General features: G+C 65.7%; 13 protein-coding genes and 1 pseudogene. 9 read left to right on the top strand and 5 right to left on the bottom strand.

From position 1 onward, the window contains the following. Positions 1-101: 101 nt before the first annotated feature. A pseudogene (locus tag ASG96_RS23885) lies at positions 102-217 on the bottom strand (IS21 family transposase); the annotation flags it as partial. Between the two features lie 382 nt (positions 218-599). Here ASG96_RS23885 and ASG96_RS20325 point away from each other — a divergent pair. From ASG96_RS20325 to ASG96_RS20300, 6 genes are all read left to right on the top strand, one after another. Further along, entirely contained in the window at positions 600-1,061 is a 462-nt protein-coding gene (locus ASG96_RS20325) for a hypothetical protein (RefSeq protein WP_057589133.1), read from the top strand. A 475-nt stretch (positions 1,062-1,536) separates the two neighbouring features. Continuing rightward, positions 1,537-2,205 (top strand): hypothetical protein, encoded by a 669-nt coding sequence (locus ASG96_RS20320; RefSeq protein ID WP_157611076.1) that lies wholly within the window; start codon positions 1,537-1,539, stop codon positions 2,203-2,205. Positions 2,206-2,299: 94 nt separating this feature from the next. Beyond that, positions 2,300-2,794: an RNA polymerase sigma factor gene (locus ASG96_RS20315; protein ID WP_057589131.1), complete on the top strand. Its 495-nt coding sequence runs from the start codon at positions 2,300-2,302 to the stop codon at positions 2,792-2,794. Beyond that, positions 2,784-3,359, top strand: a complete 576-nt coding sequence (locus tag ASG96_RS20310; RefSeq protein ID WP_057589130.1) for a hypothetical protein — start codon at positions 2,784-2,786, stop codon at positions 3,357-3,359. The genes ASG96_RS20315 and ASG96_RS20310 overlap by 11 nt, the downstream gene beginning before the upstream one ends. A 289-nt stretch (positions 3,360-3,648) precedes the next feature. Beyond that, positions 3,649-3,990, top strand: coding sequence for a hypothetical protein (locus tag ASG96_RS20305; RefSeq protein ID WP_057589129.1), 342 nt, complete (start codon positions 3,649-3,651; stop codon positions 3,988-3,990). A gap of 26 nt (positions 3,991-4,016) precedes the next feature. After that, on the top strand, positions 4,017-5,558 hold the full coding sequence (locus ASG96_RS20300) for an alpha/beta hydrolase (protein WP_057589128.1): 1,542 nt from the start codon (positions 4,017-4,019) through the stop codon (positions 5,556-5,558). A 142-nt stretch (positions 5,559-5,700) separates the two neighbouring features. Here ASG96_RS20300 and ASG96_RS20295 read toward each other — a convergent pair whose 3' ends face one another. Together ASG96_RS20295 and ASG96_RS20290 are read right to left on the bottom strand one after the other, a co-directional pair. After that, the gene (locus ASG96_RS20295; protein WP_057589127.1) at positions 5,701-6,153 is read right to left on the bottom strand and encodes a hypothetical protein; all 453 of its coding nucleotides are present in this window, start codon (positions 6,151-6,153) and stop codon (positions 5,701-5,703) included. Next, on the bottom strand, positions 6,150-7,328 hold the full coding sequence (locus ASG96_RS20290; RefSeq protein ID WP_057589126.1) for a hypothetical protein: 1,179 nt from the start codon (positions 7,326-7,328) through the stop codon (positions 6,150-6,152). The genes ASG96_RS20295 and ASG96_RS20290 overlap by 4 nt, the downstream gene beginning before the upstream one ends. 367 nt (positions 7,329-7,695) lie before the next feature. Here ASG96_RS20290 and ASG96_RS20285 point away from each other — a divergent pair, with 367 nt between their 5' ends. Together ASG96_RS20285 and ASG96_RS20280 are read left to right on the top strand one after the other, a co-directional pair. Beyond that, the gene (locus ASG96_RS20285) at positions 7,696-8,286 is read left to right on the top strand and encodes a hypothetical protein (RefSeq protein WP_200962728.1); all 591 of its coding nucleotides are present in this window, start codon (positions 7,696-7,698) and stop codon (positions 8,284-8,286) included. A gap of 450 nt (positions 8,287-8,736) precedes the next feature. Then, entirely contained in the window at positions 8,737-9,135 is a 399-nt protein-coding gene (locus ASG96_RS20280; RefSeq protein ID WP_157611074.1) for a hypothetical protein, read from the top strand. Between the two features lie 1,004 nt (positions 9,136-10,139). Here the strand turns inward: ASG96_RS20280 and ASG96_RS20275 are convergent. Next, positions 10,140-10,739, bottom strand: a complete 600-nt coding sequence (locus ASG96_RS20275) for a hypothetical protein (protein ID WP_157611073.1) — start codon at positions 10,737-10,739, stop codon at positions 10,140-10,142. A gap of 330 nt (positions 10,740-11,069) precedes the next feature. On the opposite strand from ASG96_RS20275, the gene ASG96_RS23435 reads away from it, so the two are divergent. Continuing rightward, positions 11,070-12,257: a hypothetical protein gene (locus ASG96_RS23435; RefSeq protein ID WP_157611072.1), complete on the top strand. Its 1,188-nt coding sequence runs from the start codon at positions 11,070-11,072 to the stop codon at positions 12,255-12,257. 19 nt (positions 12,258-12,276) lie between these two features. Here the strand turns inward: ASG96_RS23435 and ASG96_RS20270 are convergent, their stop codons facing one another. Continuing rightward, positions 12,277-12,987, bottom strand: coding sequence for a hypothetical protein (locus tag ASG96_RS20270; RefSeq protein WP_200962727.1), 711 nt, complete (start codon positions 12,985-12,987; stop codon positions 12,277-12,279). Positions 12,988-13,120: the final 133 nt, after the last annotated feature.

The following is a 13,120-nucleotide window of genomic DNA, read 5'->3' as shown; positions in this document are numbered from 1 at the left end:
AAAGAGCCTGCTTGGGTCCCCCGCCGGGAGTAATGCTCCTGCGCTTGAGCGCATTGGAGCATCGGACCCGTCTCGGACGCCGGCGTCGTGCCGATGGCTCGTGCAGCGGTTCGCTCGTACTTCGGCGGCCTGTCCGCGCCCAACGCCGCGCGCATCGTGTTCCGGGCGATGCCCGTCGACTTGGCGATCACCCCTCAGCCCAGTGCAACCGACGGATCTCTGCCCAATCCTCAACTGACTACAGCCCTGCCTCTGCCTCGAAACTGAAAGGCAGGGTCGCTGCAAGGGGTCGACCGTCAATCCGGGGTCAGTTTTCAGGCGTCATCGACCGCGGTGCCGACCGTGGCGGCCGTGTCTAGCCGGCTGCACCACGAAGAGGGCGACGGCGCTGTTCCCATGGGCGCTGTGCGCGAATCGTGATGCCGATGGGGAGGTTGGGAGCACACCGGTTCGGTGGACCCAGTCCGGCTGGACGGACGGGATCGAGTCCTCCATGAAGGTCAGTCTTCGCGGCGTCAACCTCGACCGTGGGCGGGGACTGTTCATGGTTGGGAGACGTGCTCCACAGGTAGGTGCCACCCACACCGAAAGGGAATGCAATGCGCAATGTCGTAGCCACGGCCATCGGGGCAGCCGCCATCATCATCATCCTTCCTGTCCCCGTGGCCTCAGCGAGTCCTCGGACAGTGGTTGAGCACAACGTCGTTCTCACGGTGCCGTTCCCCGACGACATCTGCGGACCTCGCGCCAACCTCACGACGTTCACTCGGAAAGTGGAGCAGTCTCAGTTCATCCCGGGCAGTGACGGTAGCTTCAGCTACCGGGACGTTGCCGCCGTTACCTACTCGGTTGACTTCGTTGATCCGTCCATCCCCGATGTGACGGGCCGCCTGACTGAGGTCAACCATTACGTCTTGACGCCGGCGGGAACCTTCACCGGGAGCACGACCTACCACGACTTCTTCGGCGATGTCCGCATCTTCGTCCGGTTCACGGGTGTGCAGGTCGGCGACACCATCGTCGTGGACCGCACCGTGGAGAGCGTCAGCGGCTGCCCGTAGGCAGGACGGAGCCGCGTCGCGGCCGGGCGCCTTGTGGCGCTCGAGGAGGACTCGCAGGGCACTGGCGGTTGCGACCTGCGGGCTGAATCGTTGGGGCGGCAATCCGCCGGTCCTATCCTTTGACAGCGGCGATCCGGGTGGCCCACCAAGTGGAGCTCGAGTACGCGCCGCCAGTTGTTCGCCGCCCAGCCGGAGGCGACGGCTACCTCTCCACTGGCCTCTTGGGATCAGCGCCAAGACCGTTGAGTCTTCGGAGACTGGCCTGCTTCCGGGCTAGCGTTGCCGCTGGCCGATCATGCTTCTCGGCGCGCGCCAGCGCTGCCTGAGATCGCCTGCCGACCGGACCTTCCTGAGGTCCGGTCACGGAAAGTGGCGCCCTCGCCGCGTCAACCCTGGCGGAGGTTGCGGACTGTTCATGGGTGAGCGAGTGCCCGTCCGCCCGGGCGGTGCCGCTTCATTCAAGGAGGTAACGGTCATGCGTCAACTTCACCGCTGCAGCGTTGTGGCCGCAGTCGTCCTCGTGCTCACCCAGCTGGGCACCCCATCGTCGGCGATGGCGGACGCGCCACCGGCTGTCGACGAGTCCCGCCTCATGCCAGCGCTGAGCCCGACCTTCACGCCGTGGTCGTGCCAGACCAAGCAGGAGGGGCCGGTCTGCAAGGGCGAGCGCCACACCTCGACAGGGTGGGTGCCGTTCGACTTCGGCTGCGGCGACACCCCGCTCTGGGCCAACACCAGGTCGGACCGTTACCAGACGCGGTACTACAACGAGGACTACCGCATCGCCTACAGCGAGTTCCGCACTAACGACATCGACTACCTCAGCACGTCGCCGACAGGCCCGGCGATGGCGACGATCAGCACGAACGTGCGATTCAGCGAGCCGTTAGCTGTGCCGGGCGATGCCCGGACCCTCACCGTCATCACCGACGGTGCGCTGTGGGACATCCGTTCCTCCCAGGGTGCCGCGGTGTGGCGCGCGGTCGGGACCCTGGTCGAGCCTCCGGACGCCGTCGGCACCTTCAGCGGTCACGTCACCGCGGCGGGGAAGACCACCAGCTTTGTCGACGCCCCCATCACGGAGGTCCTGAGCGACGACACGTTCGTGTCGGCCGTGTGCGCGGCGGTCACGGGCGGTGCATGACCGAAGCCGGACCGGCGGCGCCGTCTGGTTCCGCGGTATCGCGGTCGGCGGCTCGCGGCAGTGGACATACTCGGTTCCAGATCGGAGGCGCCCGGTGGGCCACGAGGAGCGGCGGGACTACGAGTGGGTCTACCGCGCCCGGTTCGCGTCGGTGGCTCGCACGGTCTTCCTCATCGTGGGTAGCCGCGCGGTCGCCGAGGAGATCACGCAGGACGCGTTCGTCAAGTTGCTGCAGAAGTGGTCGTCGGTGTCGGACTACGAGCGGCCCGAGGCGTGGGCCCGCAAGGTGGCGGTACGGATGGCGGTGCGCCACGTCGGCCGTGAGCGGTCCCGTCCGGGTCGTGAGCTGCGTGCCCAGCCGGTGCCCAGCGAGCCGCCGCTGCCGGACCCGGAGGTGGCCCGGGCGGTGGCCGCGCTCGCCCCGATGCAGCGTGCAGCGGTCGCGCTCTACTACTGGGAGGACCGCCCGATCCTGGAGATCGCCCGGATGCTGCAGGTGTCCGAGTCGACCGTCAAACAGCACCTCCACCGGGCCCGTGCGCGACTGGCCGACGTCCTTCAGGAGGAGGTGACCGACGATGTCCGTTGACGAGCGGCTGCGCATCGGCCTCGCCCGTAACGCCCAAGTGTGCAACCCCGAGGTCGAGCTGCTGCTGGAGGCCGCGTTGGCGCGGGGGCGGCGCGACCGTCGGCTTCGCTGGGCCTGGGTCACGGCGGGCGTCGTGGCCGCCGCGTGCACCGCGCTTGTCCTGGCGCTTTCCCTGGGGTGGCGCAGCGACCGCGGCGCCCCCCTCGTCCCAGCGGACGGCGCGACCTCGACGGCCGCACTTCAGGGTCGGTATGCGGCTGACGTCCCCGCGCAGCAGTCGGCCCCGGGCGTCGCGGGACGCTGGGTACTCGAGTTCCAACCTCAAGGCGTGCTGGCCGTGACCTCGCCCCCGGCTTATCCGGGCGTGGTGTCCGGGGTGCTGTACGCCGTGGTCGGCGAGGAGCTGCGGACGGACCTGTTCAGCCAGGACCTCTGCTCCGGCCAGCCGCTGGGCCGGTACCTCATGACGAGACGTAGTGCCCGGCTGACGCTCACCCTGGCTGTTGACCCCTGCCCGCAGCGGGTGGCGGTCCTCACCACAACGAGCTGGACGGCACTCCCGTGAAAGCCCATCCCCACCAAGGAGTTCGGCCAGCAGGTACGGGATCGAAAGGACAAGAACGATGAGGACAACACACGCAACCACCGCGCTCCTGCTCAGCGGGGCCTTGCTCGCCGGATGCACGGGTGGCGCCGTGGCACCAACCGGTCAAGGGCCCGCGGAGCCGGTCGCCGCGGCGCGGAGCGTCCCAGCCACGCCTCCGACGTCCCAGGCGGCGGCCAGTTCGCCGACCACCAGAGGGGTCAGGGCCATCCCTGACGGGGTCTGGGCCAGAGAGATCACTACGGCGGAGATGACCCGACGCGGGCTCCACCTGTCGCCGGAGGAGATGACTGCCAACTACCTCGACGACGGCACGGCCCGCCTCGTGCTCAAGATCCAAGGGTCACGATGGTCGATCCTCGTCCAGGACGACTCGGGCGCATACGAGGTCGGTGACCTCGGCACCACGAGCTACGACAGCGCCGGCCGCTGGGTCCAGGGCAGCGACAGCACCGGCGGCACACTGCTGCTGGCTTGGAAGGTCAACGGGGACACCCTCGTCACGTCAGGGGTCAAACCCCCTGCGGGGCAGCCACCCCTGGGTGACGGCGAACACGTCTTCCTCGAGGGCAGCTGGAAGCGCCAGAGCTGAGTCACGCTCTTCGAGAGGAAGAGGCAATGGGCACGTATCCGAAGAACCAACGCCGAACTGCCGGGGCTGTCATCGCAGGCTGCCTCGCCATCGGGCTGCTCTCGACGTGCACCTCCACGCCGCCCGTCACGTTCCGACCCTCGCTGGTCTGGGGGGCGTGCCCGGAAGACGTGGAGACCACGTTCTTGTCACCACACCAGTGCGGCACCCTCACCGTGTTGGCCAACCGGGCCAAGCCCGATGGCGCCACCATCAGGCTGCTCGTCGGCAAGGTGCCACCGCCCGCCGGAGCCCGAAGCCCCGGACTGGGAACGAGCTTCGGCGGCAACTTCGGAGAAGCCGAGGCGATCTCTGGCTCCATCGCCACCGGAACCTCGCGGACAGGGATCACCGGCCTACAGCTGGAATCGCGCGGTTCCGGCCTCCATAGCACGCCCTCACTGCGCTGCCCAGAGGTGGACCGACTCGGAACGCGCGCGGCCGGGATACCCCATGATGACGTCGGCCTGCGCGACGCCTTCGTCGCCGCGGTCGCCGCCTGCGCCAAACGACTGCGAGCCCACGGCATCGACCCGGCCGACTACACCACCGCGGCGATGGCCCAGGACATCGAGGACCTGCGGGTCGCCGCCGGGATCGACCGCTGGCACATGGCCGGCGCATACGGCACCCAGTCGGCCGTGCTGTTCGAGTACCTCCGCCGCTACCCCGGACACGTCAAAGCCGCCTACCTCGACTCACCGACGTTCACCAGCCCCGCCGGCTTCCACGGCGGCGCCTCTGCGCTGCAGCAAACGCTCGACGCCCTGTTCCGGACCTGCCAGCAGACACCCGCCTGCCGCGCCGACTACCCCGACCTGCAAGGGCTGTGGAGCCAAGCCCTGGACGGCGCCGCCACCCACCCCCTGCGCGGCACGGCCCACGTCGGGGACCAGCAGATCAACGTGCTCGTCGACGCCCCCAAACTCCTTCGCGCCACCAGGCTCGCCCTGGGAGCGGAGGGCGGCCCGCTGACCGCGCTGCCCAGGATCATCAAAGACGCCGCCCACGGCCGGCTCGCCCCCGAACTCGCACAGACCGTTGCCAGCGACGCCATCTATTGCAGCGGGTACCGACCTCTCTGCCGCGATCGTCGATTCAGCCTGGGCCTCTTCCTCACCAACTACTGCCAGGCACCCCCCATGAGTGGCCAGGAGGCCACCGACGCGATCCGCGGAGCCAGCAGCCACCCGGCCTACCCATCCGTCTTCAAGGACTCGCCATACACCGCAGCCTGCAAGGTCTGGGACACCCCACCCGGGAGCACGACACCCACCCCGCCCAGCACCGGCATCCCACTTCTGCTGATGTCAGGCAGCCTCGACTCCTTCAGCCCACCAGCCACCACCCTGGCAGCGGCACACGCCCTCGGGCCGCAGACATCCGTCCTCGAGGTCCCCGGCGGCATCCACAACGTTCTCGGCTTCTACGAATGCGCCATCACCGCCCGCAACACCTGGACCCGAAACCCGACCCAACCAGTACCAACAGACGCCTGCGCCAAAGCCCCCAAAATCGCCTTCCGGTAGTCGACACCCGCACCCGACCTTCAGACCATCACCTGCGCCTGACCCGACCCGACCGTGCAAGCCATCGTCTCCGCTGCGTCACATCGCCGCGTGCCGGGCCAACTCCCTCCGCCACCGGAGCAGCTGCCGAACGTCGCCGCGCTCAGGAGAGGTGGTTGGCGCTCGATGAGAGCAGGCGCAGGAAATCGTCATACCCGAGGGTCGTCACATAGAACTCCTTGGCCTTCACAATGACGGCGGCATCGTCGGTGACGATGTGCCAGTCCACCCCGAACAGGCGCTCTGCCTCCGCTTCCATCGCGTCCAGCGCCGACGCGATGAGGATAGGATCCGCGTTCCCGAGATTGTGGTAAAGGTCGACCAACCTGAAGTCTCCGGGCGGCACTGTCAACATCACCTCCCGGACCCGCGCAAGGACGCCTGCGCTCACTGGGTGCTCCAACCGACGCAGCTCCGCGAGGTCCGGGAAGCCTGATGCCTCGTGCAGCACCTCCGAGCACAACGAGCAGTTGTCACGAAAGAACTTGCTCGCCCGTTGCGCGCGGGTGAGCCGGCTCAACACGTTCGTGTCGACGAGGAAGCGGACGAGGTTCACAGTGCCTCGCGGAACTGATGGATCTGCTCCGGTTTGATTCTGTTCTGTAGGACGACTCGGCAGAACTCACGCTTGCTGATGGAGCCGCGGTCGAGCTGATTCAGCATGCGGTGCGAGAACTCGACGCCGTTGTATTTCCGGAGAGCGTTCACCGCGAGCGGGCTTCGAGCTTGGCGCTTCGGTCGCTCAGCAAACTCGCGTGCGAGTTCTGACAGATGGTCCTCGGCCTGGAGCCGATCTACCAGTCCCAGCCGCCGGGCCCGCATCACGAAGGCGCTCGGCGTAACGCGATACGTGACAGCGTGGGCACGGACGTCGTCGAGTCCGGAGACGCTCAGGTCCTGGATCTCGGCTCGCGGCATCAGCATCTCCTCCGTGAGTTCGTACTCCCGGGCTGTGATCGGTTCCGCGGTCCGGTCGCTGTAGGTGACCGGCGCGAACTTGGCGTGCGCCACGAACACAGCTAGGAGAACGAGGGTGAAGACGCGCCGTCCCTCGGGCTCGAAGTTCTCGCCGGCGTCGCCGCTGGTCAGGAAGATGAACGGGATCTTCTTGTCGCGAACGCACAGCCCACTGAACTTGGCGTGCTGGGGCAGGCGCTGCGGCATGAAGTTCTGCTGGCTCTGCGCGACGAGGATCTGCCTTGCCTCGAGACGCGAGATCAGCAGCTCCAGTGCCGCGCTCTTCGTGCGCGCAGTCTTGAGGTCGTTACTGGTGAAACCGAGAGCAGCACTGAGTAGGCGGGCATCGTCCTCGACGCGGCCCTGCGAACGGCGCAGACAGCCCACCACCTTGTTGGTGGTCAGTGAGCGGTCCAGACGCTTCAGCGTCTCCTGTTTTCGAAGGAGGTCCTTCACGATGAGCTCGACATCCGCGAGGCGCACTTGGCTGCGCGAGTTCAAGGAGAATGCGTCCTTGCTGACACCAGCCAGAAGTGTGTCCGCCTTCTTCTTGAGCTGATGGTCGACGGTCTCGCGCGAGGCGAAGAACAGGGTGTAGGGGATGTCCGCTACGCGGGCGAGCTGGACCAGGTCCGCGAACTTGATCCGCGACGTCTCGAGGGCGTGGAGGTATGGGGCACGCGAGGACGCTACAGAAGCGTCGAAAAGCGCCGTGAATACGCCAGACTCGATGAAGACGCTCGCCTCACCCAGCCGAACCTCAATAGTCGACATGGCCCCTCCATCCCCTGCGGAGCTTTAGTGGGATGACTCTGCCCGAACGGATAATCCCTCGCATCAGACACGCCGGGCAGTCGTCCACGCACCGAGAGGGAGCTTCCCTGGGTCGGCAACTTGACGGCCCGAAGGTCACTCGCCCGGCGCCTACGCCCGAACACCGAAGCCACCGACGTTCCAGGTCCGTGGCCATCAGCACGGCTCGGAGGAGGACCCAGGCCTGAGCGAGGGTGGGTGCCCCACTTCGCCGCCTGCGGGGCGGCCGCGAGGTCGGACAGAGCGGCTGAGGTCCTGCGATGATGGCTGGATGGTCCGGACGGGGAGGCGCGCAGCGGCCCTGGCTGCGCTCTTAACGGCCGGCGGAATGATCGCATACGAGGCCCCGCCCGGTGCCCCAAGGCTTCGGGACCTCGACGCAGACGTCACCGCAATGCTGCTTGACCTCTACCGGCACCTCGGCGGGCGGCGCGAGGATCCAGATCTGCGGCCGGGAAGTTGGGACTTGAGTGCGAACGGCGTCCTCATCGAATTGGATGAGGAACTGCACTTCAACCGCTACCGCGAAACGACCCTCCGACAGACCTGGGCGCAATCGCTGCCCTGGAATAGGCCCTACCTGGAGTTCTGTCAGTCTCGCGAGTCCGAATGCCTCCGAGCCGCCACATGGGGCAAGCGGTGGACGAGTGAGTCGAGTGCCAACATGTTTGGCGATGCGGCGCCGCCAGGAGACCTCCTGTCGGCGGCTGGTTCTCCTCGCTGGAAGCAGCGAGCACTCTACGACGCCATAAAGGACGCGGTCGCGGCCCACGGCGCAGGCACGAAGGTCGCTCGGCTATCTGTCTATGACGAGGTTTCTGGACAGTCGCTCGGGAACGTGCTTACGGGCAGCGCCCGCTGCCAGATAGAGGACCTTTTGGCCCTGGTCGACGCTCGAACTGCCCAAGCGCCCCCCTGAGTCTTACCGCCGCGAGTTGGCCTCCCCTCACGCCGTCGTATCCAGAGTCGGACGAAGAGGCAGAGTCGCTGCTCGAAGGCCCCTATTCGGAAAGGTCGGCTTGGGTCATGCCCTTCAGGCGGTTCACTTGTCGTTGCGGGCCTTGCACGGCACAAACCGTCAGTGACGGTCGACCGTAGTTACGGGTCCGGTTCTCTATCGGGAGGGCCCGGGCGAAGCGGTTCACCAGCGCTGCACTCCGAGCTAAGTCGAGAGAGCGCCGCCCGCGCAGGCAGCCGCCCTTAGGTCCGCCACGGCGGTGATCTGCCCGTAAGGGGCCAGTCTGGGCGCCGGTGCTGCGAGACTATACGCAGGATCAGTGACTACAAAAGCTCAGACCGCGGTAGCTCTGTGATTCCGTTGCACACTAGGAAAGGCCTGAACATGTGGGTCCCCAGCCAAGCTCCAGCGGTGACGCCTCAACCTTTGCCGTCGGCCGTGGCGTGGCAGCCATGGGAGTTGTTTCTGTTCTTTGCCGGGTTCGCCGTTGGCTTGGCTGTCCTGATCCCAGCGTACCTATCCTGCCTGCCAAGGCCCGTTGCGGGGGCGCAGGTGCAAGACCACCGAACCCTGGTCGAGTGGGAGAAGGACCGCGTGCTTGGCGCTGGAAAGGGCATGGCGTCGGTAGCGGCCGGCTTCTTAATTGCAGTGGTGACCGCGGCACTGAAGTCCGAGCTCGGTTCGGTCCCCGTCTGGGCCGCACTAGGTTGTGTCGCTGGCTCCATCGGCATGCTGCTAATTGCCGCTGAACTTTCGCGCCAGTCGGCCGACTTCGCTCGCAGTTCGCTCATCGAGACGCTCAAATGGTAGACCCCCTCGCCGCCGTGTTCGCGTTCTCAGGCGGTCTGGGCGTTGCCGCCGTCGTCATCGGTGTCTGGGTAACCGTCACCCGTCGGCCCTCGGGCGGTTCGCCCCCGTCCGGACGAACTGGCACCCCGCCCTCCGGCGCCCCCGCCGATTCGCGGACTGGCTCCGATCGAGTAGGGAGGCCTGCGAGTGGCAGAACCTCACAGCGGCGAGCTGCAGGCGGGCGAGGCGCGCAGGGCTAGCGGATGGCTAGCCCTGAGGATGGCTCCTCGTGCCATGTGGAGCTCCCTAAGGAAGTAGTCCAGATCCTTGCTCATCCCGCCGAGCGCGTCCTCCAGGCCGCGGTAGTCGACCTTGCCGTCAGCGTCCACGTGGCCGCGCCCTTTCACCGCCTGTCAGGCACATCTCCCATGGCACGAGTCCGGGATTAGCTCTGTTTGTCGCGCAGCGCACAGACATCCCCGAGCCCCCGGCGCACTCTCAACTCATGAACACGAAGAAGAGCTTGAGATGCACCATCGGCCGCCACCGCTGGCAGCCCACCACCGTAGCCGGGATGCGCGAACGGATCTGCGTCCTCTGCGGTCGCAACCACTTCGACGCCTCGGTACATCCAGACCGAAGCTCGAGCGATAACACTTCATTCCACTTCATTCCCTGGGGCGCCGGAGGAGGGGGAGGCATCTTCTGAATCGCCACCGACAACAGCTGCGACCTCGGCACACAGGACCTTGCGAGGCATTGTTCGCGACCGAGCACCGAGCGCACTCGACGCAGACCTGCACCACCCGCGTCACATCGCCGCCTTTCGCGCACCGTAGCCCGCGTCACAGCGCCCAGATAGGCCGTGTCTGGTCCATCTTCGACTACACGCCACCTATTGGGCACGATCAGCGGTGCTGCTGACAATTGTTTTAATAGTCGTTTCACTCAGGGCAAGGAAGGAGTTCTGGGAAGGGCCGCCCTCAACAGCTCATCCGAGGCATCACCCCTCACCCCGCAGCGGGTCAGCCGCCGACCGGTCGCGGCCCGTAGGTTCCCAGTTCCTTCCTGGCCGCCTCGAGGTACGCGTTCATGGCCGGTACGTATCGCTCCCTAGCCACACTCTGCTCCTGAACCAGCACTGTCCGGCGATCCGGACTGTATTCTTCCAGCCCCTCCCAGAATGCAGCAACGACGGCCATCTCGAACACGGAAACGACCTGGTGTGCCGCGCGACACTTCTCCGCGACCTCTTCCGACGACACCATGGACACTTGGGCCACTGCCGCCGACGCCGCGTTCGCTCTCTCTGTGTCAAGCTCCACGCCGGATTGCGCCCAGAGTGGCGAGGGGTGCGCCAGTTGCTGAGCGACATTCAACAGATAGGACCAGTGGGTGCGTATCGCCCCGATGGCATTGGAGTGAGCGCCGAGACGGGCTTCTCTCCACGCTTCCTCGTTGCCGCGATCGGCCCGCTCACGCTCGAGACGAGACTCGTGCGAGAGCTGCTTCTCAACCGTCTTGAGGTTAGCCCGCGCAGAGAGATGCACGCCCAGAACCGTTAGCCCCGCGCCTAGAACTGCTCCTCCAGAGCCGAAAATCGCCGCAACTACCTCAGGTTCCATGGGGACATGATGCACTGAACATTCCGGCGTGCCCGCGCGGGATCCCAAACTCGACCGTCGGTCTGGCTCGACGAGTTGCTCGCGCGCCCAGTTTTCCGAGCCTGGGTGGGCTGAGGTGAGCGACGCTCAACCGCCCTACCGGACGTCCCAGTTCCTCATCGGCTCCCTGCCCCAGTCCGCCGCTTATCGTCCACTTCTGGGCGTCTGTCACCCATCGAAGCCTAGCGCCCCCGGTGTTGTCACACCTCTGGTGCAGTATCTGCTGTGCCGCGCTGTCTCCCAGCGCGATGTGCGACCAGATGGACTACGACGGTTGGAGGCACGCCTGTGATGGCTTGGTGGGACTGGTCAGATCCTTCGTTCACGCTCGCTCTTCTGGGGGCTATGGCTGGCGTCGGCGCAGCGGTGCTTGCGATCGTCGTTCCACGCCAGATCCACAACGCCTCACAACAGGGCGAACGGATTGCTCAGGACACCCAGAGGCAGCTGATCGAAGTGCAAAGGTTGCAGTTGGAAGCGGTCCGACGAAGTCGATGGGAGCGCCTCTTGGACATTCTCCCAACAACTGGCACTCCCGCCGTGTTCTACGCATTGCGAAATGAACTCGAAAACTACCATGGCGAAGAACGAGACCTGCTGGAGGGCGCTGCACGGGCAAACCCCATTCAGCACCTTCCCTCACGTGTGGACACGCTGCGAGAGGCTCTCGACTACGTCAAATCGCTTCCTAACCGAGTTACCCCAGCAAATCACATGTTTCCAGAGCATGCGAAGCGTTTCGCCAGCGGATGCGCGGAATCCTTCGATACGGCCGACTTCGAACGCCTCGGTTTAGCCGTAGCGTTGGTCACCTGCTTTCCACCGGGTCGTACGCCCGGAGTCCAATTCTACAGGGAACTCGTGAATGACGTTTCATGGCGACTGGCGGATGACCTCCTCTACTCCACGCGGGATCTCGAGCCTGGTGGTCATGCAGCTAACGTCATTACTGGGGTGCTGCTGGCCGCCAAAGATATTCACACAGGGCGCGCCATCGACTCGGAGGAGGAAGTCGAGGATGGGATTGGTCTATTTCATCGAGGTTATGCGCTAAGATCTCGGAGCGGTTGGCCGGATGGAAGCCAGGACCAAGCTGTATTCGACTCGAATCTGAAGGCAGCCATTGCATCCCTACTGTCGAACGAATTGAGCAACTGGGGTCAGTGGCCGAGAGAGGGACTGACTGACTCGCAAGGGGCGGCCGCGGCGTGGATCATTCGCGCTGCCGGGGAGGTCGCGGTGGGTGACGAACATCTGGAGATGAGGATCATCCAACACCTGCCTTGGATGGTGCGTTCGCTATCCGGGCATGCCCGCGCCTGGGGCAGCGACGTGGACGATGTGCGTCACGGGCTGGCCCTGCTTCGGCGCCGATGCCCGGGACTCTGGGACGAGTACGGCACATCCCTGGTTGATTGCACGGGCGTTTCCCCGGGAGCCGAAGACGGAGCAAGGCCACTGAACGGAGGTGCGTCATAGCCCGCGAGCCGAGCCAAGGCTACTGCGGTGCCTGCTCGATCAGCGGGTCACCTAGATCGGGCATGTCTGGCCCCGGATCAACGCTGCTCAGCGGCTCAGGTGACTCGGCGGGTGTCACTTCCACGGCGAGATAGCGGAAGTGACCTCCCGGTTGATCATCCAGCTGCCAGTAGTTGTGCCAGGTCAGCGCATATGTGCCTTGGATGTCGCGGGTGTTGGGCGCATAGGTTCCATCAGCCCAAAGGAGGGTTCCACTCAGCTGGCGACCCTCGTGGAGATGGAAGTCGCGGTCGCGGGGTTTCCTGGTGGATCTTCTCCAAAGCCCTGGCTCGTTGGTGAGCAGGACGGCGAGCGCTGGGCGCGGGAACCCGAACCGCTCGAGCCGAACAATGTCGTGCACGAAGTGCAGGCGTAGAAGGTCAGTGGCTGCGTGTGCGCGAAGTTCGAATGCCTCGCCTCCTACTTCGCCACTCCAGCGGCGGGTGAAGTACTTGAACTCAATGGCGGTCTCGCCAGGGGCCCCGCTGCACAACAGGTCGAGGTACTCAGTCCTGCCCGTGGCGGTGTTGAGCATTGGCCGCTCCAGCCGGCACTCCACCTTCGGCGCCAAGGCGGTAACGGCTTGGGCGAACGAGAACTGGAAGTCCGCCTCGCTGTGAAATATGGGTCGCTTGCGGGAAAGAGCCTCCATGACTTGTTCGAGGGATACCGTGCCCGCAATCATGTCCACACGCCCGATACTGGCACCTATTCGGGGTCTGCGCTCACCGGCCTCATGATGCGAGGAGGCGTACAGATGTCTGCCTTCTCGGATCGTCGCGGTCGTGGACGCTCGGGCGGGCTCGGGAGGCGGTGATAGCACT

Source organism: Terrabacter sp. Soil810, from assembly GCF_001429645.1.
Taxonomy (GTDB): domain Bacteria; phylum Actinomycetota; class Actinomycetes; order Actinomycetales; family Dermatophilaceae; genus Terrabacter.
Note: the sequence above shows the minus strand (reverse complement) of the source record. Positions and strands in the feature narration are given on the sequence as shown.